The sequence below is a fragment of the Streptomyces sp. NPDC111520 genome (assembly GCF_055635295.1).
Map to the genome: position 1 here is coordinate 1 of NZ_JBVKBW010000021.1, position 24,910 is coordinate 24,910.

Consider the following 24,910-nt stretch of genomic DNA (forward strand, 5'->3'; position numbering starts at 1 on the left):
TGCTCCGCGACGGCACCTTCTACGAACCGCGCCCATCCGCAACAGCCACCGCGTGACCAGCACAGGCTTGACGAAGGACATAGAGGCACCCCCCCGCGCGTCACGGGGCACCGCGCCCGGACGCCCCGTGACGGGGGCCGTCACGGACAGGCCTGCGGCCGGGCACCGGCAGGCGAGGGGGGTCCCGGTGCCCGGCCGCCATCTTCCGACTGCGTGACGCGGGTGCCCCCGATCCGCCCCCGCGAACGGCGGCGCCGGCGGTCCGGCTGACCCACCGGACTCCCTCCGGGCTGCTCTCCGGCCGTCCGGCCGCGTTTGCTAGCCTCCGGCCCCATGAGCGGTGCGGACGATCGGTGGGCGGGGCTGCGGAAGCGGGTGACGGGGCTGGAGAAGCCGCTCACACCCGGCGAACTGGCCGAGCTGGAGGAGCAGATCGGCGTACGCCTGCCCGAGGAGTACCGGCGGTTCCTGCTCCTCGTCGGCGCCGGCGGGTCCGGCCCGGCCTACGGGGTGTTCCCGGTCCGGCGCGGTGCGGACGGCCGCTGGGCGTGGCACGGCGACGGCGCCGACCTCACGGACCTGGACCGGCTGGCCGAACCGTTCCCCATGACACGGGTGACGGCCGCGGAACTCGCCGCGATGGCTGCCGCCTGTCCGGAGGAGGAGGACTTCGAGGACATCGAGGAGTTCGACGCCGCCTACGAGGCCTGGGACGAGCGCTGGGCACCCCTGTTGTGGGGCGACGACCGCACGGTGGGCGCCATCTGCCTGTGCCACCTGGGCTGCGCGCTGCGGCAGTGGCTGGTGGTCTCGGGCCCGGCGGCCGGTCAGATCTGGGACGACGAACGAACCGACGACCTCGACCTCCGCCCGGCCCTCGGCCCCGACGGCACCCCGCTCACCTTCGCCACCTGGTACGACGCGTGGCTACGCGAGTCCACCGGCACGGCGTGACCCCCGGACCCCGACGCGTGCGCGTGCCGCGCCCTGTACGCGGCCGCGGACCACGACCCGTGCACGAGGCTCGACTCCGGCACCGGCACCGGCACCGGCCCCGGCCACGACGCGCGGTCTCGCAGCGTGCGTCAGGCTTGCCTGCGGCGTGACGGCGGACCCGCTTCGATCGGCGCGTGAGCCCGGCGGCACGAGGCTCGGCCCCGACCGGCGCGTGAGCCGGGACCACGACGGGTGCCCCGACCCGTGCGCCGGCCGCGATGCCGACCAGTGCGGGAGTCCCGGCCACGACGTCGGCCTCGATGCGGGGTTCGATCCCCGCGTGGGACCCGGCCCGTGACGGCCTCGACGCGTGGGGGAGCGTCAACCCCCGCGGCGCCTCAACCGGGCCAGACCCCGGTGAGGCGCCTCGTGGCGGTCGCGCCCGCGCGGTCGACCGCCGCCTTGACGAAGGCGAAGATCGCCCCCTGCAGCGCCGCCGCGGTCAGCACCTCCGCCCAGGAGCGGTCCTCGTCGGTGGCGCCGGGGGCGTCCTGTTCGCGGCCGAGGGTCTTCCACGCCCGCTTGAACAGCGCGCCCGCGATCAGCCCGGAGACCGCGCCCAGGGTCATGCCCACGGGCTTGTAGGCGATTGTGGACGCCTTCACCCGCGCCTCCTGGCGCGGCGCACCAGCAGCAGCACCCCCATCGCCGCGCCGGCGCCCAGCAGCGGCCCGCGGTGTGCCCGGGCGGCCCGGCCGGCCTGCTTGGCCTGCGCCCGAACGGCCGGTGCCTTGGCGCGGGCGAGCCGCCCGGTGCGCGCGGCCCGCAGCCGCAACCGCCCGGCCGCCTTCACGGCCTTGTCCCGGGCCGGGCCCGGGGTCTTCTCCCGGACCAGCTCGCCTATCCGCGAGGCCGCCTCGTGCGCCTTGGCGCCGGCCTGGCCCGCCCGTTCCGCCAGGCGGCCCGTGACGTCGGTCTTAGCCGTCAGCGCCGCGACGGTGCGGCCCAGTTCCTCGCGCGTCGCCTCGACCCGCTCCCGCAGGTCGTCGGTCGTGGGTGACTTGTCGCTCGTCATCGGTGTGCCCTTTCCCTGAGTTCCGCCATGTCCGTCCTGACGTTCTCGACGGGGGCCTCCGGCGCCGGCGGGACGACCAGGGCCTCCACCTGCCTCCGTCCGCCCGGCGTGCTCGCCGCCCCTCACTGGCGCGCCTTCCCGCTACCTCACGGCTCACGCGTGATCACGTCCCTGACGGCACCTCAGACGATGTGCGTGGGCCGTGGGTTCGGCAGGATGGGGGCCATGAAGACTTCCTCCACGCCGCCGTCGGCCTCCTGCGCGGGCTCCACGCTCTCCCTCTGGTCGCAGGACTCGGTCCTCTCCATCGGGTCGGTGGGCTCCGTGCTCTCCATCGGCTCCGTCGGCTCGGTGCTGTCCGTCGGCTCGGTCGGCAGCGCCCTGTCCGCCGGGTCCGTCGGTTCCGCCCTGTCCCTGCTGTCCGGCGGCTCCTGGCTGAGCCTGGGCTCACTGCTGTCCGCCCAGTCGCGCTGGTCGGTGCTGTCCTGGCGCTCCTCGCGCGGCTTCCGCGCCGCGGGCACGGCCGCCGCCCTCGCCGGGACGGCCGCGCTCGTGCTGATGGCACGTACGGCGGGGGAGCGGCCAGCGGAGTGATCGCGGGCCCGCCCGGCGTGCCGCGCCGGGGCCCTTGCCGGGTCCCGGGGTTTGGATGGGGGCGGCCGCCGACCGGTGGCCGTCGCGTCCGAACCGGAGGCCGTCGTGCGTGTGCGCCCTGTCGCTGTGTCCGTCCTGTCCGCGGCGATGCTGCTGGCCGTGACGCCCTCCGTCCGTGCCGCCGACGGCTGGACCCCGCACCGTGACGGCGGGCGGAGCGTGCGGCTCGCCGTGTACGACTCCGGGCGCGTCGGCCACGCCGTGATCACCGTCCACCGGGCCGGGCGCGGCTGGGAGGTCGACGCCCTCGTCACCAAGGAGGTCGACGACCCGGGCTGCCTCTACCTCGCCACCGACGACGGCGCGTACGACGGCCCTGGCCGGGAGATCGGCGCCCAGTGCGGCTCCGCGGACACCACCACCCGCATGATCAGCCACACGGAGTTCCGCCGGCTGGTCCTCGGCTGGGTCGACGGGGAGGGCGTCCCCGTCAGCCGGCGCAGCGTCAGGCTCTGACCCCTACGCCTCGTCCGCCGCACCGCGACCCCGCCCGCACCGCGATCCCGCCGGAACCGCTGGTCCGCGACCCTCCCGATGCGGTACGACTGCACGATGGACTGTGAGCGTTGCCTGGAACCCGTGATCGAGGGACCGGAGGGCGGCTACGTGTGCGGCCTCTGTCTCTTCACGGTGGAACCCCCCGGGTACAACAAGCGCCGGGAGGAAGGGCTCCGGGCCGTCGCGGCCGAACGCCGCCGGCGCACGCTGGAACGCCGCTCCCGCAAGGGGATACCGGTCTGACACGATGTCCGACCGGCCCCCGGTGCATCGGCCCCCGGGACACCCGCCGCCCGAGGACCCGGAACCCGCGGCCTGGCGGGCCCGCGACGTCCTGCCGCTGAACGGCCTCGACGCGGGCGCTCCGTTCGACGACCTGCGGCCGCTCGAACGGTCGTTGCGCGGGGTGCGGATCGTGGGCCTGGGCGAGGCGACGCACGGCACGGGCGAGTTCTTCCGGCTCAAGCACCGACTGCTGGAGTTCCTCGTCACCGAACTCGGCTTCTCCGTCCTGGCGATGGAGGCCAGTGCGTCGGCCGGGCCCGCCGTCGACGCCTGCGTGCGGCGGGGCGTGGGCGACCCCGTGGCCGCGCTGGGCGGCCTGGGGTTCTGGATCTGGCGCACCCACGAGGTGCTCTCCACCCTGGAGTGGCTGCGCGCCCACAACGGGACGCGGCCCGAGGACGGCCGGGTGCGCTTCGTGGGCATCGACCCGCAGCGGTGCGGTGATTCCCTGGGGCTGCTCGAAGCCTTCCTGCTGCGGACCGCTCCGCACCGGGTCGCGTGGCTGCGCTCGGCGCTCGGCACGCTCGCCGCGGCCGCCCCCGGATCGGCGCCGGACCCCCGGCAGCGCCTCATGCGCGACGCCGAGGCGCTGGTGGAACTGGTGCGGGGGCTCGCGCCCATGGCCGCCGTGCCGCTCCGGCACGCACGGATCCTCGTCCGGGCGGCCGACCTGGTCACCCGGCCCCGGCGCCACCGGGACCCGGAGCGCACCGTCGCCGCCCGCGACCGGCACATGGCCGACGCCGTCGACGACGTCCTGCGCGACCCGGCCGCCCGGATCGTGCTCTGGGCCCACAACGCGCACATCGCCAAGGCCCGCCACGACGGCGGCCCCGCACCCCTGGGCCGGCACCTCCACGCCCGGTACGGGGACGCCTACTACGCCCTCGCCCTGCTGTTCGGCCAGGGCGGTTTCCGGGCCCGCAGGCTCCGGCCCGGCCCTTGGGGCGCGGCCCGTCCGCGGCCGCCCGTCGCCCACCGGATCGGCCCCCCGCCACCGGGCTCCCTCGAGGCGCTGCTCGCCGCCGCGCACCCCGGCGACCACCTCGTGGACCTGCGGGCCGCGGCGGAGACCGGCCCTGACGTACGGCGACGGCTCGCCGAGGGCCTTCCCGCACGGTCCATCGGCGCGCTGGTGCCTCGCGGGATCGACCGTCTCACCCCGGTCACCGTCGTGCCGGCCGAGGACTACGACGGCCTCGCCTACGTGGCGACCTCGACCTGCTCCACGCCGCTGCCGCCGCCCGCGTCACAGTCCTGACCTGCATAGTGCGCCGCCCCCGCGTCTTTCACAGGACGTAAGGGCGGATCACTCGGTGCCGGAGCCGGGCCACACCGCCCACAGCCCGGCCGCGCAGAGCCCGGCGCGATGGCCGCCGAGACGCGCGGTGACGGCGTACACGCCGAGGGCGGCGACGAAGGAGGCGGCGTTGGTGGCCTGGAGGCCCCGGGACGCCGACGCCGACCCCGGCGGCGGGGCCCGGCCCGTGCCCACGGGGTCGCGTCATTCCCGTCATACCGGGCAAACGGCACATATGGGTCTCCAGCGTCGCATCGCCGACCTGTGGCAGCCGTGGCAGCCGGGCCACGCGCTGGTGTCGATCCCGCTCGGCCTGATTGTCGCGATCACCGCCGCGGACCTGGTCGCACCCAGCAACGTGCACCTCGGGCCGCTGCTCGTCGTCGCGCCCGCCGTGACCCCGTGGTTCGCGGGCACCGGGCTCACGGCGGTCATCGGAGGGCTGGCCGTGGCCGCGCAGGCGCTGATCTCCGTGCTGCGCGGCGGCTTCACCGGCAACCACCAGGCGCAGATCGTCGCCCTGGCCGTGATCACGGTGCTGCTGGTGGGCATGTGCCGCCGGCGCGAGTGCCGGAGGCGGGAACTGGAACGCGTACGTTCCGTCTCCGAGGCCACGCAGCGCGTCGTCCTGCGCCCGCTGCCGCACCGGATGGGCCCGCTGCGTATCGCCTCGCTCTACCTGGCGGCGGAGCACGACGCCGACATCGGCGGCGACCTCTACGCGGCCACCCGAAGAGGCTCCGGCACCCGCCTGATCATCGGGGACGTCCGCGGCAAGGGCCTGACGGCCATCGGGGACGCCTCCGCGCTGATGGGCGCCTTCCGGGAGGCCGCGCACCGCTGCGCCGACCTCCTGGACCTCGGCGACAGCCTGGAGACGAGCATCTGCAGGCACCTGGCCGAGCACGCGGAGGAACACGCCGAACGTGCCGCGCGCACGGACGACCCCGGCGACGCGGAGCCGGCCGGGGCCGCCGTGCCCGCCAGTGCCCCAGGGCCGCCGCCCGGCCGCGCCCGGCGGCCCGCCGACGAGGTCGCCGGGGAGTTCAGCGAGCACTTCGTCACCGCGCTCGTGCTCGACATCGAGGACGAGGACGCCGGCGCCCGGATGATCAACTGCGGCCATCCGCCGCCCCTCCTGCTGCGCGACGGCGAGGTGCGCACCCTCCACGCCGTCCACCCGGCGCCGCCGCTGGGCATGTGCGGACTGCCGAGGGAACACTTCACGACCGACACCTTCACCTTCGAGGACGACGACACCCTCCTGCTGCACACCGACGGCGTCCTCGAGGCCCGGTCACCCGACGGCTCCTTCTACCCGCTCGCCGAGCGCGTCGCCCTGTGGGGCGGCAGCGGCCCCGAGGCACTGCTCCGGCACCTGCGCGACGACCTGGTCCGCCACGTCGGCGGGCCGCTGCGCGACGACGCGGCGATGGTGGTGATCCAGCGCTCGCCCAAGCTCATCGGCGACCACCCCGTGCACCACGTACGGGAACGGGAACGCGACCACGTCGACGCCGCTCCCCGGGCCGTCGCACGGCGCGTCGTCCGTGACCCGGATTCGTAGCGGGACGTTAGACCCGGGCGCCGTACCTCGTCCCCGTCCGGGGCTTTCCCGATGGAGCCGCCCATGCCGCCGACCCCCGCTGCGCCTGCACCCACGCCCGCGCCCGTGCCCCCGTCCGCCCGGAAGCCCGGCAAGCGCCGCCTCGCCCTCGTGGGAGGCTCGCTGGGCAATCTCGTCGAGTGGTACGACTGGTTCGTCTACGCCGGCTTCGCCGTCTACTTCGCCGACTCCTTCTTCCCCGGCGGCAATCCGACCACCCGGCTGATGAACACCGCCGGCATCTTCGCGGTCGGCTTCCTCATGCGCCCCGTCGGCGGCTGGGTGCTGGGCCGCGCCGCCGACCGCCACGGCCGCAAGAGCGCGCTGACCCTCACCGTCACCATGATGTCGGTCGCCGCCCTGCTGATCGCGGTCGCCCCGACGTACGGGCAGGCCGGCTACGCCGGAGCGCTCGTCCTGCTGTTCGCCCGGCTGCTGCAGGGCATGAGCATCGGCGGCGAGTACGCGGCCAGCGCGACCTACCTCACCGAGGCCTCGGCCCGGAACCGGCGCGGCTTCGGCTCGTCCTTCCAGTACGTGTCGATGACGGCCGGTCAGCTGCTGGGCCTGGCGGTCCTGATCATCCTCCAGCACGTGCTGACCGACGCCCAGTTGCACACGTGGGGCTGGCGCGTTCCCTTCGCCCTGGGCGCGGTCTTCGCGGTGGTGGTCTTCTGGATCCGGCGCAGCCTGGAGGAGACCGACGCCTTCGCCGAGGAGGCCGGGTCCGGGGACGACGCCCGGGGCTCGCTCCGGCTGCTGTGGGAGCACCGGCGCCAGGCACTCCTGGTCATGGCGCTCACCCTGGGCGGCACCGTGGCGTACTACACGTACACGACCTACCTCACCAAGTACCTGATCGGCAGCGCCGGCATGGCCAAGAACACCGCCACCCTGGTGAGCTTCACCGCGCTGTCCGTCTTCGCGCTGCTCCAGCCCCTGGCGGGGGCGCTCTCCGACCGGATCGGCCGCAGGCCGCTGCTGATCACCTTCGCGGTGGGGTGCACCCTCGGCACCTACCCGATCATGACGGCGCTCGGCTCGGCCTCCTCGTACTGGCCCGCGCTCGGGCTCACGCTGGCCGCGCTCGTCATGGTCACGGGCTACACCTCGATCAACGCCGCCGTGAAGGCCGAGTTGTTCCCCACCCGGGTGCGGGCGCTGGGCGTGGCGCTGCCGTACGCGATCGCCAACGCGCTGTTCGGCGGCACCGCCGAGTACGTGGCCCTGTGGTTCAAGGACGCGGGCCACGAGTCGGCCTTCTTCTGGTACGTGTCGGCGTGCGCGTTCGTCTCCCTCGTCACGTACGTCCTCATGCCCGACACCAGGAACGCGGCGCTCAGCCGCGCCGAGGAGACGCCCGACGACCGCGAGCCCCGGACCGCCCGCTCCCCGGCGGACGGAGTGGTGCCGCAGGCGTAGGCCGGGGCGGCGCGTCGTGGTGGACGCCGGTCAAGCGTGCGGTGGGGTCCCGGCGGCCGCCATGTGGCGCCACGATGCCGGGGACACGCCGTACGTCGCGCGGAAGATCCGGCTGAACTGCGCCGGGCCGGCGAAACCCCGCCGCCGCGCGATGGTCTCCACCGTCAGACCCGCCAGTTCGGGACGCGCGAGGTCGTCGAGGCACGCCTCCAGCCGCTGACGGCGGATCGACCGGCCGACGGTCAGGTCCTCGTCCTGGAACAGCTTGTGCAGGTAGCGCACGGAGACGTGGTGGGCGGCCGCGATCACGGCCGGGGAGAGCGCCGGATCACCGAGGTGCGTCCGTATGTAGTCGCCGACGAGCAGCCGCAGTGTCTCCTCGGCGGTCGGCGAGACATCGGCGTCGAGCCGCCCCTCGTGCGCCACCAGGGCGGTGAGGACGTCCACCATCCCCCGCTCCAGGTGGTGGTTCGTGCCCGACAGATCGGCGTCGGACTCCGCAGCCAGGGCCAGCCTGCTCACGAACGAGGCCAGGATGCCGCCGATGTCGTGCGTCGCCGGGTACGCCCGGCCGATGGCCCGGGCCAGGTACGCGTCGGGAACGTCGAGCATCTCCAGGGGTATGGCGGCGATGTTCTGACGGAAACCGCCGGGGAAGTCGCGGAGGAAGGGCCGTCGTGAGTCGACGAGGACGAGTTCCCCGGAGGAGAGGAGCGTCTCGCGGCCGTCCTGGGCCACGACGCTGCTCCCCGCTTCCTGCAGGCTGACGATGAGCGTGGCGCCGGAGTCGTTGGCGATGGTCCCCCGCGTCCGGGTCATCCGCTGGGGACCGGCCTCGACGTGGCCCACGTGGACGGCGCCGACGGACGCCAGCCAGAGGGATCCGCGTACCGCCCCCTCGTCGTGGGTCCGGATCTCGAACCGCGTGAAGGCCTGCTGGACGGCGTCCCGCCAGTACTCCGCCCGCTCGTCGGGGGGAATCGTCTCGGTGTGGAATGCCTCGATCACGGTGCCATGGCGTCAGTTGGAGTGCACGGGGCCGCGGCGCCTCCTGCGCACGCGGCCATCGGATCATCTGATACATCCGACATTCGCACCATAAATCCCCGCGGCACGGTCCGGGAGCCGAGGGCCGGAATATTGCGGGCTGTTTGCCCGCCGGGCGAGCCCCCGCGCCTCGCTCAGTGGCCGAGACCGCGCAGCACCATGTCCGCGTAGCGGTGCCAGACCGCCGGGTCGCGTTCCTCGAGCCGCACCAACTGGAGGGCCGAGCCGCACAGGAGCACCCGCAGATCCAGAGGGGTGGCGTCCTGGCGCAGCGCCCCCGCCGCCCGGGCGGACTCCATGGCACCGGTCAGCGACTCCAGGACCGACACGGCGGCCGGCGAGGCGCCGTCCGCCAGCCGTTCGGCGAGCAGGCGGTCGTGGGCCAGCACGTCGAAGAGGGCGAGGACGTGCCGCCGGAAGCTTTCGTCGGGGCCGGGCGCGTCCTGGGCCGCCGCGGTGCGCCGCCCGAGCTCCTCCAGGCTCAGCCGGGTGACCGTCTCCAGCAGGTCCTCCTTGGTGGGGAAACTGCGGTAGACCGTCGCCTTGCCGACCTCGGCCCGGGCCGCGATCTGGGGGACGGTGGCCAGGGTGCCGCGTTCGCGGAAGACGTCCACCGCGGCGGCGACCACCCGTTCGTGGTTGCGGCGGGCGTCCGCCCGTCGTGGTGGGGCGGACGCCGGCCGGGCGGGGTCCGGGTCGGGGGTGGGGGTGGGGCTCATGGGGCGGGCGGCCTGTCTGCGGTCGGTGGGGGTTCGGTCTCCCCGCTGGGGTGCCCATCGTAGCGGACCTCACGGTCCGCTTTCCGGTGCGTGCGCCGAACGCCCGGTGCCGCAGCGGCAGTTCCGCCGGCACGGAGCGTGTGCGCACGGCAGGGTCAGACCATCAGACCATGGGGCGGAGCCTGCCGCGGCGGGACGCCGCCGTGGCCACCGCGGTCATGCACGGGGTGCAGTACTCGTCGCGGCAGTCGTCGTCATCAGGGGCGGGGACGGACCTGGCGGCGAGCGCACGGCCGCACAAGGCGCTTCCGTCAAGCCGGAGAACATGCCACAACTGGGCGGATCCGGTTTCCGTCGCTATGGGTTCGGCGCGCATGTCGTACATCGGCGACCTCCCACTCGAACGCGGATGCGGTCGCGTCCAGGAGACGCCGGTCGCACCGGAACCGCGACCAAGAGGCCGCCGAACGGGTGAATCGCGCGGAGTGACGACCGGGTGCCGGACGCGTCAGGCCGCCGGGACGGGCTCCAGGGTCTGCTCGGCCCAGATCGTCTTGCCGACCAGGGCGTACCGGGTGCCCCAGCGGTGCGAGCACTGCGCCACCAGGAAGAGCCCGCGGCCGCCCTCGTCGGTGGTGGCCGCCCGGCGGATGTGCGGCGAGGTGCTCGCCGTGTCGCTGACCTCGCAGATGAGCGTGCGGTCCAGGATCAGCCGCAGCCGGATCGGGTCCTGCCCGTGACGGATCGCGTTGGTGATCAGCTCGCTGACGATGAGTTCGGTGGAGAAGGCCAGGTGTTCCAGCCCCCACTGGCCGAGCTGCCGCAGCACCAGGGACCGCATGTCGCCGACGGCCGCCGGGACCGGGGGAACGGTCCAGGTGGCCAGCTTCCCCGGGTCCAGGGGGTGGGTCCGGGCGAGCAGCAGGGCCAGGCCGTCCTCCACCGTGAGGTGGGCGGCGACCAGGTCGGAGATGGCGCGGCAGATCTCCTCGATCGGGCGGCCCCGGTCGGCGACGACGGTGCTGAGCCGGGCGGCGAGCGTCTCGGAGGTGTCCGTGGGGCGCTGGAGGCTGTGGCTGGAGAACACCAGGGTGCTGCCTTCCGGCAGTTCCAGGTCCAGCGGCTCGAACACCGGGTCCCCCAGGCCGAGGGGATTGTTGACCGGCACCTCGGGGATCAGCACGTCCCCGGTCCTTCCGACGACCGCGGGCGGCGGATGCCCGGCGCTCGCCATGACGCACCGCCGCGTGACGGGGTCGTAGACGGCGTACAGGCAGGTGGACCCCTTCAGGGCCTCCACCACCGGAGCGGACCCGGTGGCGTGTTCGCGTTCCAGGAGCCGCGGCACCATGTCGTCGATCTGGCCCAGCAACTCATCGGGCGTCAGATCCACCTGGGCGAGGGTGCGGATCGCGGAGCAGATGGTCCCCATGCACGCGGCCGCCTGGAAACCCGTGCCCGGCACCGCGCCCACCACCAGCGCCACCCTGGCCCCCGACAGCGGGATCACGTCGAACCAGTCGCCGCTCACCCCCGCGTGGACGCGCGAGGGCCGGTAGTGCTGCGCCACCTCGACCGCGCTCTGGTCCGGGACGCTGCGCGGCAGCATGCTCGCGTGGAGGGTGAGCGCGGCCGTGTGCTCGTTGGTGTAGCGGCGGGCGTTGTCGAGGCACACCGCGGCACGCGCGACGATGTCCTGGGCGAGCACGAGGTCGTCCGCTTCGAAGGGCTCCGTTTCGCGTCCCCGGTACAGGTGCACCAGGCCCAGGGTCGCGTCCCGCGCACGCAGCGGCACGAGGATCAGGGAGTCGATCCCGTGCCCGGGCATCGCCCCGGCCTCCCGGTCGGCGGTGTCCCGCAGCCGGCCGGCCCCGGGGCCCACCGCGGGGATCAGCCGCGGCCGGCCGTCGGCGAGGCTCTGCACGTGCGGCGAGTCCGTGGGGTAGTCCTGCAGCTCCCCGGGCCGCCGGAGCCCGGCGACGACGTCCGGGTCGACGGCCGCGCGGGCCAGCGACCGCAGCGCGACGGGCCCCGAGCCCATCGGTTCCGGTTCCGCGCCCTCCATGACGTCGTCGAGGAGGTCGATCGTCGCCACGTCGGCGAGCCGGGGCACGAGCACGTCCACCAGTTCCTCCGCCGTGCGCCGCACGTCCAGCGTGGTGCCGATGCGTATCACGGCCTCGTCGAGGAGCGCGAGGCGCTCCTTGGTCCGGTGGCGGTCGGTGATGTCGATGATCAGATCGGTGACGCCGAGGACGTCGCCGTCCGGTGCCGTGAGCACGACCGAGGAGACGTGCCAGACGTGGTCCCGGTCCGGGTCGGCGGGGGTGCGACCCTGGTGGACGGCGTTGACGACCGGACGGCCGCTGTCCATGACCCCCTTCAGCCTGCGCTCGATCGCCATGGCGTCGAGCCCCGGCAGCACCTCGCTGACGGGACGGCCGAGGGCACTGTCACCGGGGAACCCATGGATGCGTTCCAGGGCGGCGTTGATCCGTACGAAGCGCAGGTCCCGGTCGTAGACGGCGATGCCGATGGGCGCCTGGGTGAAGAGGGCCTCCAGGATCGCCTGTCCATCGGCCGTGGCATGCGCCGCCGGGACAACGACGGCCAGTGTCCCCCCGGTGTCCCGGCCGCCCGGGCCCAGCAACCTCGACAGGTGGAGGACGACGTCGGCGCGCTCCCCGTCCCGCCGGGTCAGCAGGGCGCGCCGTCCCCCGTCGTACGGCTGCGCTGCGGCGTCCCCCGTGCGTCCGGCGAAGGCCTCCGGCCACAGCTCGGCCGCCGGGCGTCCGACGACGTCCGCCGGCCCGAAGCCGAGGAGCCGCTCGGCCGCGGCACTCCACGCCGAGACGACGCCTTCGTCGTCCAGCACAAAACCGGCGACGTCCTCGTCGCCGGACGCTCCCGTGAAGTGCCGCCCGAAGGGAGCCTGTGAGGGATTGCCCATGCTCAGTCCTGTCACGCAAGGTGACGATCCCGGTCGCCCCGGGATGCGGGCGCCTGTGAGGCGGCTGCCGTCGCGGCGCCTGCGGCAGGACCGCCTCAAGGCCGTACCACCCCTCAGGCTACCGAGACCCACAGGCTCGTGCCCGGCCTCCACGGGCGCCCCCGACGGACGCCGACCGCGGGAACACGACCCGCGGGAACACGACCCGCGGGAACACGACCCGCGGGAACACGACCCGCGGAGCTGAAGAACCCGGCGGCGGGGCGGCGCGGGCATCGGCCGAAAGTCGTAGCGCACCGTGAAGACGTCCGACTTCCGCCCGAAGCGGGCGGCCGGGGCGGCTTCGTAGCGTCCTTGCCATGAGCTCCACGCCACGTACCGGAACCACGCGCACCATGTGCCCCGGCCACCGGTCCTGGCCCCCGGCACCCACTCAGGCGTGGGTCGCTCCCCACTTCCGTCCCGGTGACGCCTCGTGTCCGACCGGCCCCCGGGGGGCCGGTCCGACCGCGACACCCGAAGGGCCTCCCATGCTGTGCGCACCACTGACCGATCCCGTCGTCCGCCTCGTCGGACCGCCCCCGCCACCGCCGCCGCCCGGCGGCACCACGGGCCCGGAGCTGGGCGTCGACCTGGCGGCGGTCGCCGCGAACACCCGTCTCCTCGCCGCCCGCGCGGCTCGCCTGATGGCGGTGGTCAAGGCCGACGGCTTTGGTCACGGCGCGGCCGGCGTGGCCCGTGCCGCACTGGGCGCGGGTGCGACCTCCCTGGGCGTCACCTCCGTCGAGGAGGCGCTGTCCCTCAGGCACGCGGGATTCCGGGTCCCGATCCTGAGCTGGCTCAACCCGGTGGACGCCGCCTTCGACGAGGCCCTGCGGGCCGACGTCTCGGTGGCCGTACCCGGCCACGAGCACCTGGCCGCGGTGGCCCGCGCCGCGTCGCGGACCGGACGGCCCGCGCGGGTACATCTGCACCTGGACACCGGCATGGCCCGGGACGGCGCCGACCCCCGACAGTGGCCCGACCTGTGCCTGCGGGCCCATGAGGCGGAGCGGGCCGGCCTGGTCCGGGTGACCGGCGTCATGGGCCACCTCGGCTGCGCGGACACCCCCGGGGACCCGTGCACCGACCGCGCGCTCGACCTGTTCCGGACGGCGTCGGCCACCGCGGTACGGGCCGGGCTGCGCCCGGACGTCCGGCACCTGGCCGCCACCTCGGCGACCCTCACCGACCCGCGGACCCGCTTCGACCTCAGCCGCGTCGGCGCCGGCCTCTACGGCATCGACCCGACGCGCACCACCCGGCTCCGCCCCGCACTCACGCTCAGGGCGCCCGTCGTGTCCGTCCGCACGGTGCCGGCCGGCGCCGGAGCCGGTTACGGGCACGCGTGGACCGCCCCGCGGCCCACCCACCTGGCCCTGCTTGCCGTCGGCTACGCGGACGGCCTGCCCCGCGCGGCGTCCGGCCGCGCGGAGGTGCTGCTCGGCGGCCGCCGCTGCCCCGTCGTCGGACGCGTCTCCATGGACCAGGTGATCGTGGAGTGCGGCGGACGCCCGGCCGCACCCGGCGACGTCGCCACCGTCTTCGGTACGGGCGACGCCGGCGAGCCCACCGTCCGGGACTGGGCCCGGTGGTCCGGGACCATCGAGCACGAGATCGTGACGGGCCTGGGCGCACGCCCGCGCCGCACGGTGCACGGCCCGGCGGTGGCCGCATGACCGCCCACGGGAACGCTCCCCGCATCCGCGTCGCCGTGCTCGGTGGCGGCCGCAGCACCGAGCACGAGGTCTCCCTCGCCTCCGCCGCGTCCGTCGGCTCGGCGCTCGACCCGGCCGTCCACGACGTCGTCGCCCTCACCATCGGACGCGACGGGGTGTGGCGGGACGCCGCCGGGCGGCCCCTGGCGGGCTCCCCGGCGGAGAGCCTGTCCGCGGCGCTCGCCGTGCTGGCGGGCTGCGACGTCGTCTTCCCGGCGCTGCACGGCCCGATGGGCGAGGACGGCACGCTCGCGGCGCTGCTGGACCTTGCGGGGCTCCCCTACGTCGGCGCGGGCGTCCGGGCCGGCGCCCTGGCGATGGACAAGTGGGCGACGAAACTGGTGGCCGAGGCCGTGGGCATCGCCGTCGCCCCGGGATTCCTGGTCACCGCGGACACCGCGGACCAGGTGCGCTTCGACGGCCCGGTCGTGGTCAAGCCGGTCGCCGCGGGGTCCAGCCACGGGGTGTCGCTCGTCACCGACGAGACGGACCTCGCGCCGGCGATCGCCGCCGCGCTGCGGATCGACGGCCGGGTCCTGGTGGAGCACCTCGTGACCGGCCGCGAGGTGGACCTCGCCGTTCTGCGGCGCGCGGACGGCGGCCTCGTGACCGGGCCCCCGCTGGAGATCGTGCTGGACGACGGGCGCCTCTTCGACACCGAGCAGAAGTACGACGGCGGAGCCCGGTTCCTGATCCCCGCCCCGCTCTCCGCCCGGGAGCACGACCGGCTCGTCGAGGCCTCCCTCGCCCTCTTCACGGCGCTCGGCTGCCGCGGAGTGGCGCGCTGCGACTTCTTCCTCACCCCCGACGGCCCCGTCCTCAACGAGGTGAACACCATGCCCGGCATGACCGCGCGGTCCCAGGTCCCCAAGATGTTCGCGCACCAGGGGCTGACGTACCCCGCGCTGCTCGGCGAACTCGTCCGGGGCGCGCTCGCCGAGGGCCCGGCCACCGGGCAGGTGCGACGGTGACCGGAGCGCACGGTGGCGGCGACGGGCCCGTCCCGTCCACGGCACCGCACGGCGGCACCCCCGGGGAACCCCCGGTGCAGCGCCTTCTGCGCACCGCCCGCGTCTACGCCCAGGCCGTCCTCGACGTGGTGGTCCTGGGCGCGGGAACGGACGGCTCGGACGGCTCGGACGACAGGGACGGGGCCCGGGGGAGGGCCGCACGCCCCGACGGCACCGTCCCGCCCCCGGCACCGGGAAGCGGGCCCGGGTCCTCCGCGGCGGATCGGTGACACTGGACAGGGCACCCGGAGCGGCTTCCGCCCGGTCGGTGAGCGGAAGCGGAGATGACGGGAACGTGGGGAACAGGGCTGAGGGCCTCTTCGAGCGGCTGGTCCAGGGCATCGGCTGGGTGGCCGCCCTCGTGGCGCTGCTGGTCCTGGGCACCCTGGACGTGACGGTGAACGCCGCCCACCCGCCCACCGTGCTGCTGGCCATGGTCGTCGCCGTGCTGATGCCACGCCTGAACGCCGCGGCACTGGGCACCGCCGCCTCCGTCCTGGGAGCGGCCCTGGTGCTGGTGACCTTCGTGGCGCCGCCGGTCTCCTACCAGGTCGTGCCCTTCGGGTTCACCGTCTCCGTCGTGGGCGTCGTCCTGGTCGGACTGGCCGCGTGGCGGGCCGAACCGGTACGGGCCGGCTTCGCGGTACCGCTGCTGCTGGCGGGCCTGGTGCTCCAGCCGACACGGCTGGTGAACCAGCGAGCGGCGTTGGTCCTCGCCCTGATCCTCGCGCTGGGCGGCGTCATCTTCGCTGCGGCGGGGCTTTACCTGCGCATGTTCCAGACCAGCCGGCAACGCCGGATGATCGCGGCCCAGCAGGCGCAGCGGACGGGCATCGCGTCCGATCTGCACGACTACGTCGCCCACCACGTCACGGGCATCGTCGTGCTGGCGCAGGCCGCCCGGACCGTGGCGGCGAGCAAGCCGGAGGCCGTGCTCCCCGCCCTGGAACGGATCGAGGAGGCCGGCGACGAGGCGATGACCGCCATCCGCCGCATGGTCACCCTGCTACGCGAGCCCGACGCCCACGCCCGGCTCTCGCCCACGGGCACGATCGCCGACATCAGGTCCCTGGCCGGGCACTTCACCTCCGACAGCGGCCTGGAGGTGAGGTTGCGCATCGAGGGCGAGGTCGACGTGGTCCCCATCGACGTCCAGTCGGCCGTGCACCGGGTGGTCATGGAGGCCCTCACCAACGTGCGCAAGCACGCCGGCGACGCCCGCTCGCTCGACATCCTCGTCCGCCGCCACGGCCGGCCCGACGCGGTGACGGTCGAGGTGTCCGACGACGGCCGCGGCCGGGCCGGGCACACGGCGGGAGGCGGCTACGGCCTCAAGGGCCTGCGGGAGCGCACGGCGGCGCTCGGCGGCTCCCTCACCGCCGGCCCGAGGTCCCCCGGCGGCTGGAGCGTACAGGCGCGCATACCGACCAGGGGTGCCCGATGACGATCCGTGTCCTGCTGGCGGACGACCAGACCATGGTCCGCACCGGCTTCTCGTTGATCCTCGGCGCCGAGGAGGACATCGAGGTGGTCGGTGAGGCCAAGGACGGCGTCCAGGCCCTGGAACTGGCCCGCGCGCTCGAGCCCGACGTCGTCCTCATGGACATCCGCATGCCGCGGATGGACGGCCTGCAGGCCCTGCGCGAACTCAACCGGCCCGGCGCCCGGAGCTCCCCGAAGGTCGTCGTCGTCACGACCTTCGACGACGACGAGTACGTGTACGACGCCCTGAACAGCGGCGCCTGCGGTTTCCTGCTCAAGGACTCCGGCCCGGCCCTGCTGACCGAGGCGGTGCGCGCGGCGCACTCAGGGGAGGCCCTGGTCAGTCCGGCGATCACCATCCGCCTGCTGCGGGGGCTGAGGACGCCGCGGACCGCCGCCCCGTCGGGACCGGGGCTGTCCTCACGGGAGACCGAGGTCACCCGTCTCGTCGCCGAGGGACTGACCAACGCGGAGATAGCGGCCGCACTCTTCGTGTCCCTGGGAACGGTGAAGACCCACCTGGGCAACATCCAGACCAAGCTCTCCGCCCGCAACCGCGTCGAGATCGCCCTGTGGGCGTGGCGCTCCGGCCTGGCGGAACGCTGACCGGCCGCCCCGACGCACCGCCGGCCTACCGGGTCCCACCCGGGTCCGGCGCCTGCCGCGCGGTGGGGAGGCGGACAGTGACGCTGAGGCCGCCGGTGGGGCGGGGGGCGAGGTGGAGGGTTCCGTGGTGGGCGCGGACGATGCTGTGGACGATGGCGAGGCCGAGCCCGACGCCGGGGTGTTCGTCGCTGCGGATGCGCTGGGTTCCGCGTTGGAAGGGTTCGGTGAGGGTGGGGACGAGGTCGGGGGACAGCGGTGGTCCGGTGTTCTCGACCCGGAGGAGGCTGATGTGGTGGTGGGTTTCGGTGTGGACGGTGACGGTGCCGTCGGTGGGGTGGTTGTGGACGACGGCGTTCTGGACGAGGTTCGTTGTCATGCGCAGGAGGAGTTCGGCGGAGCCGTGGGTGGGGGCGGTGCCGCCGGTGACGTAGAGGGTGATGCGTCGTCGTTCGGCGTGGGGGAGCAGGGTTTCGGAGGTCTCCTCGGCGAGGAGGGAGAGGTCGACGGTCTCGCGGGGGAGGTGGGCGTTGTTGCCGCGGCTGAGCAGGAGGAGCGCTTCCGTCAGGTCGATGGCGCGGGTGTTGACGGTGTGGAGGCGGTGGATGAGTTCGGTGTGGTCGCGGGTGGGGTCGGTGCGGGCGACGTCGAGGAGGGCCTTGGAGATGGCGAGGGGGGTGCGCAGTTCGTGGGAGGCGTTGGCGGCGAAGCGCTGTTGTTCGGCGACGTGGGATTCGAGTTGCTCGAGCATGGTGTCGAAGGCGTCGGAGAGTTCGCGGAACTCGTCGTGGCGGCCCTCCATGCGGATGCGGTGGGACAGCGATCCGTTGCCGGCGGTTCGTGCGGCGGCGGTGATCCGGGTGAGGGGTGCGAGCATCCGGCCGGCCAGCAGCCATCCTCCCAGCAGCCCGAACACCAGCAGGAAGACCAGTGCCGCCGCGGCGGCGGGGGCGAAGACGTGCAGGAGGACGGTCCGGTTGGGCGAGATCCCGAGCAGGCCCCTGCTGTTGTCGGGCACGTAGCGCAGCAGGAACGCCCAGACCACGGCCAGCAGCAGGCCGCCGGAGAGCAGGACGAACCCGGCATAGCTGAGGGTGAGCTTCAGCCGGGCGCTGAGCCCCGGGCGCCTGCGCACGGGTGCCGCCGGTGCCGCCGGGCGGGGACCGTCATGGACGTCCCCGGCCGGCTCGGACTCGTCCTCCACGGTCGGTGCGCGCATCCCCGAAGCCTAGGCAGCACCGCGTATCGCCCGCGTAGGGGACCGGCACTCGGCCGAAAGTCGCAGTGACCGCGGGACGGGTCGGACTTCTGCCCGAAGCGGGGTGCCCCGCCGGGTTCGTAGCGTGACGTGCAGGAGCCCTTCCCCCGGAACGGGCCCGCGGGCAGTCCTCACCCGGGCTGCGGCGCGGTCCGCGTCCGAGGCACGACGGGCTCACCTTCCACCGTCACAGGAGGCCCGCGATGTCCACTTTCCTGCACCAACTGCTGCGTTCCGCCCGGGTCTACGCACGGACGGCCCTCGAAGTCGCCGTCCTCGGCGCGGACGCCGACCTGATGGACCGGGAAACCGCGGTCCCGCGGCCCACCGCCCCGATGCGGCGCGCGCCCGGCGCGGACGCCTCGGTGGAACCCGTGTGAACGGTGCGGTGCAGCGCGCCCGCGGGCGTGCCGGCGTCCAGGCCGGCCGGCCCCCCGGAGGACGCTGGTACCGCGGGTCCCAGGAAAACCGGACGACTGCCTGCCCGTCCCGTCCCGCCGCAACCTGGGGGTGTCGGAGAACGAACACCTGAGACGGGAGCCACACCATGACCACCACACTGATCACCGGGGGCAACAAGGGGCTGGGGTACGAGACCGCGCGCCGCCTGGTCGCCGAGGGCCACACCGTGTGGATCGGGGCCCGCGACCCCGAGCGGGGGAGCGCGGCCGCCGAGCGGCTGGGGGCGTCCTTCGTCCGACTCGACGTGACGGACGACGACTCGGTCGCCGCCGCCGCCCGGACGGTCGGGGAACGGGGCGGCCTGGACGTGCTGGTCAACAACGCCGGCATCGAGGTGCGCCGGGCGGACAACAGCGTCGTCCCCACCGTGGAGACCACCGCCGACGCGATGCGGCGGACCTTCGAGACCAACGTCTTCGGTGTCGTGCGCGTGCTGCACGCCTTCGTGCCGCTGCTCCGCGGTTCCACCGCCCCCGTCGTGGTCAACGTCGGCAGCGGCCTGGGATCGCTGCACCACGTCACGGACCCCGACCAGCCGGCCCACCTGTTCCCGGGCCTGGACTACCCGGCGTCGAAGCTGGCGGTGAACATGATCACCGTCCAGTACGCGAAGGCGCTGCCGGGCTTCCGGATCAACTCGGTGGAGCCGGGCTTCACGAAGACCGACCTCAACGGCAACACCGGCTTCCAGACCGTCGAGCAGGGCGCCGAGATCATCGTCCGCATGGCGCTCGTCGGCGCCGAGGGACCGACCGGCGGCTACTTCGACCGCGACGGCGCGCTCCCCTGGTGACGACCGGGACCGGCCGTTGCGGACGCGCGCCGCCGGGGGTACGCGTCTCAGGCGCGGAAGCTGAACATGGGGCCGAGGGACTTCCAGGAATGGAGGTTGCCCGCGGGTTCGGTCGTCGAGGGGCCCGTGCAGTCCGTGTTCTTGTAGAACGTGACGGGGCGGTCCGTCATGTTGATGTTCGCGAGGATCCCGAACGGCGCTGTGACGCACCCCGTGTCGACGTCCCGGTAGAGCGCCGAGCGTCCCGTGAACCACTCCGTCTCGTAGACGCAGAGACTGCCCGCGGTGGCGCACCCGGAGTCCCCGGCGTCGGCGACCGGACCGGTCGTCGCCGACGCCGGGGCGGGGGCCGTTCCCAGCAGGACTCCGGCGGCCGTTGCCGCCACGGCCGCCGCGGCGCGCCGGTACCCGAAACGGTGCATGACTCTCCTTCGTGGTGTTCGTGGTGTTCGTGGTGTTCGTAGGTGCTGCGATGGCGTCTTGAGGCACCTCCAGCCTGACCGGCCCACGCGGAGGTGGTCAACGATTCAACTAGATATGGCCGGTTCCGTGCCCGCCCCCTTGACGCGGCACGGGACGGCCGCGGTCTCCTGTGCCCGGCGGGCGACCGCCCGGCAAATCGGTGGCGCGTCCGGGCCGTCACCGGCCACCATGCGGGGCATGAGCGACCGAGCGACGCGATGGACCAGGGCGACCGTCTACCCCGACATGTGGGTCGACCCGGACGACGACCCCCGCAACAGCGACGCCCCGAGTCCGGACGGTGAACTGGCCACCCTCCACGACTACCTGACGAGCTATCGCATGACGCTGCGGATGAAGTGCCAGGACCTGGACCCGGAGCAGCTGGCCCGCCGTTCGGTCCCGCCGTCGACGATGTCGCTGCTCGGCCTGGTCCGGCACCTCGCCGAGGTGGAGCGGGACTGGCGCAACTGGATCAGCGACGGCGAACCGCTGCCGAAGCTGTACGGCCCGCGCGACGCGGACTTCGACGGTGCCGTCGCCGACCGGGACGTGGTCGACGCCGCGTACGCCGACCTGGAGCGCGAACAGGCCGCGACCGACGCGGCGCTGGCGGAGCACCCGGACCTGGGCGCGCGCGTGGGCAAGGACGGGATCGCGGTCCGCGAGCTGCTGGTGCACCGGGTCGAGGAGTACGCCCGGCACTGCGGGCACGCGGACCTGCTGCGCGAGTGCCTCGACGGCAGAGTGGGTCAGTGACGCGGACCGGGGACCTCGCGCCCCGGCCCGCCGGCCCCGGGCGGACGCCCGCCCGGGGCCGCGCTCAGCCCACGCTCCGGTCCCGCCCCGCGAGCAGGCCGGCGGCCAGCTGGGCCACCATCAGGACGGCCAGCAGGACGAGCGGTACGCGCCAGCCGTCGGTGCGCTCGTACAGCGCGCCGACCAGGAACGGCACGGGGATCGACAGCAGGTAGCCCGCGCTCTGGGCGAAGGCGGAGAGCCGCACCACCGTGGTGCTGTCGCGGCCGCGCAGCCCGATCATCGTCAGCGCGAGCGGGAACGAGCAGTTGGCGACGCCCAGCAGCACCGCCCACACCCAGGGCGCGGCGGCCGGTGCCGCCCACAGGCCCGCGTACCCGGCCAGTCCGAACGCACCGAGCGTGACCGCGATGCCGCTCTGCTGCCGGAGCCGCCCCGCGAGGGCGGACAGGGCGTAGGACAGCGGCACCCCCAGCAGCGAGGTGACGGCGAACAGCAGACCCGCCGTCCCGGCCGACAGCCCCGCGTCCCGGAACATCTGGGGCAGCCAGCCGATCACGACGTAGGCGGCACCGGCCTGCAGCCCGAAGTACCCGGCCAGCGCCCAGGCGGTGGGGGAGCGGGTCATCCGGACCCCGGACCCGTGGCCCGTCCCCGTCCCCGCCCCGGCACCGGGCGGGGGCGCGGGCACCGGCTCCGGCGCCCGGTCCGCCGTACGCAGGCGCGCCAGGACGAGCCACGGGGGCACCGCGAGGGCCGCGACCACGCCCCAGGAGCCCAGCCCCCACCGCCAGTCGCCGCCGAACGCCCCGGACAGCGGCACGGTGGCGGCAGCCGCGACGGCGGCACCCAGGTTGAGCGCCATGGAGTACAGGCCCGTCATCCGGCCGACCCGGTCGGGGAAGCGCTGCTTGACCACCACCGGCAGCAGCACGTTGGCCACCGCGATCCCGGCGAGCGCCACGGCGCTGAGCGCGAGGAACAGCGCGGTGCCGCCGGCCAGCGGCCGGAGCACCAGCCCCACGGCGACCACGGCCGTACCCGCCGCGACGACCGCCGACGGCCCGTGCCGCCGGGCCAGCCGGGGCGCGGCGACGCCGACCAGGGCGAAGCACAGCGCCGGCACGGAGGTGAGCAGCCCGGCCACGGCGCCGCTCATCCCCAGCGCGGACCGCGCCTCGGCCAGGACCGGCCCGAGGCTGGTGACGGCGGGGCGGAGGTTGAACGCCACCAGCAGCAGCGCCACCACCGCGAGACCGCGGGTACGGGCACGCGGCCCCGCCGGGTTCCGCCGTTCCGCGGACCTGGACCGTCCCGGGACCCTCCGGCGTATAATCATGGGATGAGTCTACGTCCCGTGTCCCGTCCTTCCGGGCTCTTCGAGCAGGTGGTGTCCGGACTGCGCCGCCAGATCACCTCCGGGGCCTGGCCGGTCGGCTCGCGCATCCCGACCGAGCCGGAACTCGTGCGGCAGCTGGGCGTGGCCCGCAACACGGTCCGCGAGGCCGTGCGCGCCCTGGCCCACAACGGCCTGCTGGACATACGCCACGGCTCGGGCACCTACGTCGCCGCGACCAGCGAGCTCGCCGGGGTGATGCGGCGCCGCTTCGCGGAGGCCGGGCAGCGGGACGTGACCGAGGTGCGCGGCACCCTGGAGTCGTCCGCGGCGGGACTCGCCGCGACGCGCCGCACGGACGAGGACCTCGCCCGCCTCGACGCGCTGCTGGAGCGGCGGGAAGGGGCCTGGGCCTCGGGCGACCGGGACGCCTTCGTGGACGCGGACAGCGCTTTCCACCTGGCGGTCGTGGCCGCCTCGCACAACGAGGTGCTGGCCGAGCTCTACGCGGACCTCGGCCAGGTGATCAGGGACTCGCTCAAGGAGCACTTCGGCGCCCCCGTCCTGCGCCCCGAGGACCGCATGGACCACACCCGCCTGCTGGAGGCCATCCGCGCCGGGGACGCGGCCGCGGCGGCCGGGGAGGCCGCCTCCCACACCTCCGGCTGCCGGTTCGTCGGCTGAGGCCGGCGTGCCCGCGGCCCGGCCGTCACCCCGGCAGGGCGCCCGACCGTACGGCGTCCTCTCTGAGCCGCGCGGCGGTCCCGGTGACGTCGTAACCGGGTCCGACGCCGTCCACGAGGACGACGTCACCGTCGAGATGGCGGGTGCGGAGCGGAAGGATCTCCTGGTAGGCGGACGAGCGGTACCAGGCGCGCGCCCGGTCCAGGTCGGGGAACGCGATCAGGACGACCGTCCCCGGCCACTGCCCCTCCACGACCTCCACGGTCGCGCCGTGGACGACGAAGCGTCCGCCGAAGGGGTCCAGCGTGTCCTGGATGCGCTCCATGTAGGTGAAGACCTCTTCGTGCGGCGGTCCGGGACGAAGGTGGGCGACGGCGTAGGCGGTCATGGCTGCTCCCTCGGATCGGGGTCTGCGGTGTCCGGTCCCTCCGTGCTGCGGGACGTCCTCGATCCTGCCGGGGTGTGTGCGTGCGGTCGATGACGCCGGAGGTCATGGAGGGCGTGCGAGCTTCATCACATTCAGGTCATATCGCCACGCTTCGGGCAGGGCTGCGCGGCCGGGCGCCGGAACCCGTTCCGGGAGGCCGCGCCGGCCCGGGCGGGGCCCGGACCGCCGGGCGGTGACGACGCCCCGCGACCGCCGCCTCCGGTGCGCCGCCCGATCGCCAAGGCCTGCTCGCCGGGCGTGACTTGAGGCGTCCGGACTACCGCCGCGGGGGAGCGGAGCGGCCACGCGCCGCCGCCACGCGAGGGCCGCCCGGGCGTGCCCTGGTGACCCGCGGCCCGCCCCGGAACCGTGCCGCACCGGGCCCGGCGGAGCGCCCGCCGAGCCGGCGGGACGTAGCGGACGTCACATCCCGTCCGGCCCAACCGTCCGCCGACACTGGGCAGTCAGCCCGGCCGGCAGCAACCCGATGGACGGAGTGACATGGGTCATACGCGAATAACCCGGCGAGCCATGGCGGCGGCGGTCGTCGCGGGGGTGGCGGTCCCCGTGGCCGCCGGTGCCGCGACCGCGCAGGCCGCCGCCGCGACACCCCGGGTCAGCTGCAGCTCGGCGGCACCCGCACTGGCCGCGGCACTGCAGCGGGACATCACCAAGGCCCTGGAGGGCGCCACCGCCCGTACCGCCGTGTCCGTGCACGACCGCACGACGGGCACGTCGTGCACGCTGCGCGCGGACCAGCACTTCGACTCCGCCAGCACGGTCAAGGTCACCGTCCTCGCGACCCTCCTGCGGGACGTGCGGCAGCACCACCGCCACCTCACCGACCGCGAGGCCGCGCTCGCCACCGCCATGATCACGAAGTCGGACAACGACGCCACGACCGCGCTGTGGAAGCAGCTCGGCGTCGCCAAGGTCAACGACTTCCTGGCCGCCGCCGGGATGCGCCACACCGTGCCGGACGGCGCCGGGGCCTGGGGACTCACCCGGATCACCGCCGCGGACGAGCAGAAGCTGATGGACCTGCTCACGGCGCCGAACGGAGTGCTCGGCGACGACGCGCGCGCCTACGCCCTGAAGCTGATGGGCGAGGTCGAGCCCTCCCAGCGCTGGGGCACCCCCGCGGGTGCGCCGCGATCGGCGGGCGTCCACGTCAAGAACGGCTGGCTCTCCCGTGCCACCCACGGCTGGCGGGTGCACAGCCTCGGCGCCTTCACCGGCGGCGGGCACGACTACAGCATCACCGTCCTCACCGACGACGACCGGACGATGGCCTCCGGCATCGCCACCATCGAGGCGGTCTCCCGCGTGATCCACCGGGACCTCGACGCGGCGTAGCGATGCGCCCTCGGCGCGCCGGGGTCCGA

General features: G+C 74.5%; 27 protein-coding genes. 17 read left to right on the forward strand and 10 right to left on the reverse strand.

Features of this window, described 5'->3' with window-relative positions; all coding sequences use genetic code 11:
* Window positions 1–333 precede the first annotated feature (333 nt).
* The gene (locus tag ACZ7MY_RS35220; protein WP_499608277.1) at window positions 334–954 is read left to right on the forward strand and encodes an SMI1/KNR4 family protein; all 621 of its coding nucleotides are present in this window, start codon (window positions 334–336) and stop codon (window positions 952–954) included.
* Window positions 955–1,334: 380 nt separating this feature from the next.
* Here ACZ7MY_RS35220 and ACZ7MY_RS35225 read toward each other — a convergent pair whose 3' ends face one another.
* Together ACZ7MY_RS35225 and ACZ7MY_RS35230 are read right to left on the reverse strand one after the other, a co-directional pair.
* Complete coding sequence (locus tag ACZ7MY_RS35225; protein ID WP_499608279.1) at window positions 1,335–1,601, reverse strand: DUF4235 domain-containing protein; 267 nt, start codon at window positions 1,599–1,601, stop codon at window positions 1,335–1,337.
* Window positions 1,598–2,011 (reverse strand): DUF3618 domain-containing protein, encoded by a 414-nt coding sequence (locus ACZ7MY_RS35230; protein ID WP_499608281.1) that lies wholly within the window; start codon window positions 2,009–2,011, stop codon window positions 1,598–1,600. The genes ACZ7MY_RS35225 and ACZ7MY_RS35230 overlap by 4 nt, the downstream gene beginning before the upstream one ends.
* Before the next feature lie 225 nt (window positions 2,012–2,236).
* Between ACZ7MY_RS35230 and ACZ7MY_RS35235 the strand changes: the two genes are divergently transcribed.
* From ACZ7MY_RS35235 to ACZ7MY_RS35250, 4 genes are all read left to right on the forward strand, one after another.
* Window positions 2,237–2,605, forward strand: coding sequence for a hypothetical protein (locus tag ACZ7MY_RS35235; RefSeq protein WP_499608283.1), 369 nt, complete (start codon window positions 2,237–2,239; stop codon window positions 2,603–2,605).
* A gap of 126 nt (window positions 2,606–2,731) precedes the next feature.
* On the forward strand, window positions 2,732–3,121 hold the full coding sequence (locus tag ACZ7MY_RS35240) for a hypothetical protein (RefSeq protein WP_499608285.1): 390 nt from the start codon (window positions 2,732–2,734) through the stop codon (window positions 3,119–3,121).
* Between the two features lie 96 nt (window positions 3,122–3,217).
* Window positions 3,218–3,406, forward strand: coding sequence for a hypothetical protein (locus ACZ7MY_RS35245; RefSeq protein WP_499608287.1), 189 nt, complete (start codon window positions 3,218–3,220; stop codon window positions 3,404–3,406).
* Window positions 3,407–3,410: 4 nt separating this feature from the next.
* Window positions 3,411–4,709, forward strand: coding sequence for an erythromycin esterase family protein (locus ACZ7MY_RS35250; protein ID WP_499608288.1), 1,299 nt, complete (start codon window positions 3,411–3,413; stop codon window positions 4,707–4,709).
* A 48-nt stretch (window positions 4,710–4,757) separates the two neighbouring features.
* On the opposite strand, the gene ACZ7MY_RS35255 is transcribed toward ACZ7MY_RS35250, so the two are convergent.
* On the reverse strand, window positions 4,758–4,943 hold the full coding sequence (locus tag ACZ7MY_RS35255) for a hypothetical protein (protein WP_499608549.1): 186 nt from the start codon (window positions 4,941–4,943) through the stop codon (window positions 4,758–4,760).
* 40 nt (window positions 4,944–4,983) lie between these two features.
* Between ACZ7MY_RS35255 and ACZ7MY_RS35260 the strand changes: the two genes are divergently transcribed.
* On the forward strand, window positions 4,984–6,315 hold the full coding sequence (locus ACZ7MY_RS35260; RefSeq protein WP_499608290.1) for a PP2C family protein-serine/threonine phosphatase: 1,332 nt from the start codon (window positions 4,984–4,986) through the stop codon (window positions 6,313–6,315).
* A 63-nt stretch (window positions 6,316–6,378) separates the two neighbouring features.
* Window positions 6,379–7,776: an MFS transporter gene (locus ACZ7MY_RS35265; RefSeq protein WP_499608293.1), complete on the forward strand. Its 1,398-nt coding sequence runs from the start codon at window positions 6,379–6,381 to the stop codon at window positions 7,774–7,776.
* Between the two features lie 30 nt (window positions 7,777–7,806).
* Here ACZ7MY_RS35265 and ACZ7MY_RS35270 read toward each other — a convergent pair whose 3' ends face one another.
* The 3 genes from ACZ7MY_RS35270 to ACZ7MY_RS35280 form a co-directional block, all read right to left on the reverse strand.
* A complete protein-coding gene (locus ACZ7MY_RS35270; protein ID WP_499608296.1) occupies window positions 7,807–8,784 on the reverse strand; it encodes an AraC-like ligand-binding domain-containing protein in 978 nt (325 codons plus the stop codon).
* A gap of 173 nt (window positions 8,785–8,957) precedes the next feature.
* Entirely contained in the window at window positions 8,958–9,542 is a 585-nt protein-coding gene (locus ACZ7MY_RS35275) for a TetR/AcrR family transcriptional regulator (RefSeq protein WP_499608298.1), read from the reverse strand.
* A 508-nt stretch (window positions 9,543–10,050) separates the two neighbouring features.
* On the reverse strand, window positions 10,051–12,492 hold the full coding sequence (locus tag ACZ7MY_RS35280) for a SpoIIE family protein phosphatase (RefSeq protein ID WP_499608300.1): 2,442 nt from the start codon (window positions 12,490–12,492) through the stop codon (window positions 10,051–10,053).
* Between the two features lie 530 nt (window positions 12,493–13,022).
* Here ACZ7MY_RS35280 and alr point away from each other — a divergent pair.
* The 5 genes from alr to ACZ7MY_RS35305 all read left to right on the forward strand — a co-directional run bounded on the left by alr (window position 13,023) and on the right by ACZ7MY_RS35305 (window position 17,347).
* Entirely contained in the window at window positions 13,023–14,210 is a 1,188-nt protein-coding gene (alr, locus tag ACZ7MY_RS35285; protein ID WP_499608302.1) for an alanine racemase, read from the forward strand.
* Window positions 14,207–15,220 (forward strand): D-alanine--D-alanine ligase family protein, encoded by a 1,014-nt coding sequence (locus tag ACZ7MY_RS35290; RefSeq protein WP_499608304.1) that lies wholly within the window; start codon window positions 14,207–14,209, stop codon window positions 15,218–15,220. Before alr ends, ACZ7MY_RS35290 begins: the two co-directional genes overlap by 4 nt.
* Window positions 15,217–15,489, forward strand: coding sequence for a hypothetical protein (locus ACZ7MY_RS35295; RefSeq protein WP_499608306.1), 273 nt, complete (start codon window positions 15,217–15,219; stop codon window positions 15,487–15,489). The genes ACZ7MY_RS35290 and ACZ7MY_RS35295 overlap by 4 nt, the downstream gene beginning before the upstream one ends.
* A gap of 65 nt (window positions 15,490–15,554) precedes the next feature.
* The gene (locus ACZ7MY_RS35300) at window positions 15,555–16,703 is read left to right on the forward strand and encodes a sensor histidine kinase (protein ID WP_499608309.1); all 1,149 of its coding nucleotides are present in this window, start codon (window positions 15,555–15,557) and stop codon (window positions 16,701–16,703) included.
* A complete protein-coding gene (locus tag ACZ7MY_RS35305) occupies window positions 16,700–17,347 on the forward strand; it encodes a response regulator (RefSeq protein WP_499608312.1) in 648 nt (215 codons plus the stop codon). Before ACZ7MY_RS35300 ends, ACZ7MY_RS35305 begins: the two co-directional genes overlap by 4 nt.
* A gap of 25 nt (window positions 17,348–17,372) precedes the next feature.
* Here the strand turns inward: ACZ7MY_RS35305 and ACZ7MY_RS35310 are convergent, their stop codons facing one another.
* Window positions 17,373–18,479 (reverse strand): sensor histidine kinase, encoded by a 1,107-nt coding sequence (locus ACZ7MY_RS35310; protein ID WP_499608531.1) that lies wholly within the window; start codon window positions 18,477–18,479, stop codon window positions 17,373–17,375.
* Between the two features lie 326 nt (window positions 18,480–18,805).
* Here ACZ7MY_RS35310 and ACZ7MY_RS35315 point away from each other — a divergent pair, with 326 nt between their 5' ends.
* Both ACZ7MY_RS35315 and ACZ7MY_RS35320 read left to right on the forward strand, forming a co-directional pair.
* Window positions 18,806–18,982, forward strand: coding sequence for a hypothetical protein (locus tag ACZ7MY_RS35315; protein ID WP_499608315.1), 177 nt, complete (start codon window positions 18,806–18,808; stop codon window positions 18,980–18,982).
* A 167-nt stretch (window positions 18,983–19,149) separates the two neighbouring features.
* Window positions 19,150–19,857, forward strand: coding sequence for an SDR family oxidoreductase (locus ACZ7MY_RS35320; RefSeq protein WP_499608318.1), 708 nt, complete (start codon window positions 19,150–19,152; stop codon window positions 19,855–19,857).
* A gap of 47 nt (window positions 19,858–19,904) precedes the next feature.
* Here ACZ7MY_RS35320 and ACZ7MY_RS35325 read toward each other — a convergent pair whose 3' ends face one another.
* Complete coding sequence (locus tag ACZ7MY_RS35325) at window positions 19,905–20,279, reverse strand: hypothetical protein (protein WP_499608320.1); 375 nt, start codon at window positions 20,277–20,279, stop codon at window positions 19,905–19,907.
* A 229-nt stretch (window positions 20,280–20,508) separates the two neighbouring features.
* Here ACZ7MY_RS35325 and ACZ7MY_RS35330 point away from each other — a divergent pair, with 229 nt between their 5' ends.
* Entirely contained in the window at window positions 20,509–21,078 is a 570-nt protein-coding gene (locus ACZ7MY_RS35330) for a DinB family protein (protein ID WP_499608323.1), read from the forward strand.
* Window positions 21,079–21,142: 64 nt separating this feature from the next.
* Here the strand turns inward: ACZ7MY_RS35330 and ACZ7MY_RS35335 are convergent, their stop codons facing one another.
* Complete coding sequence (locus ACZ7MY_RS35335) at window positions 21,143–22,417, reverse strand: CynX/NimT family MFS transporter (RefSeq protein WP_499608325.1); 1,275 nt, start codon at window positions 22,415–22,417, stop codon at window positions 21,143–21,145.
* A 3-nt stretch (window positions 22,418–22,420) separates the two neighbouring features.
* On the opposite strand from ACZ7MY_RS35335, the gene ACZ7MY_RS35340 reads away from it, so the two are divergent.
* A complete protein-coding gene (locus ACZ7MY_RS35340; RefSeq protein WP_499608327.1) occupies window positions 22,421–23,098 on the forward strand; it encodes a FadR/GntR family transcriptional regulator in 678 nt (225 codons plus the stop codon).
* Between the two features lie 25 nt (window positions 23,099–23,123).
* Here ACZ7MY_RS35340 and ACZ7MY_RS35345 read toward each other — a convergent pair whose 3' ends face one another.
* Window positions 23,124–23,486, reverse strand: coding sequence for a DUF1330 domain-containing protein (locus ACZ7MY_RS35345; RefSeq protein WP_499608329.1), 363 nt, complete (start codon window positions 23,484–23,486; stop codon window positions 23,124–23,126).
* 570 nt (window positions 23,487–24,056) lie between these two features.
* On the opposite strand from ACZ7MY_RS35345, the gene ACZ7MY_RS35350 reads away from it, so the two are divergent.
* Complete coding sequence (locus tag ACZ7MY_RS35350) at window positions 24,057–24,881, forward strand: serine hydrolase (protein ID WP_499608332.1); 825 nt, start codon at window positions 24,057–24,059, stop codon at window positions 24,879–24,881.
* Window positions 24,882–24,910: the final 29 nt, after the last annotated feature.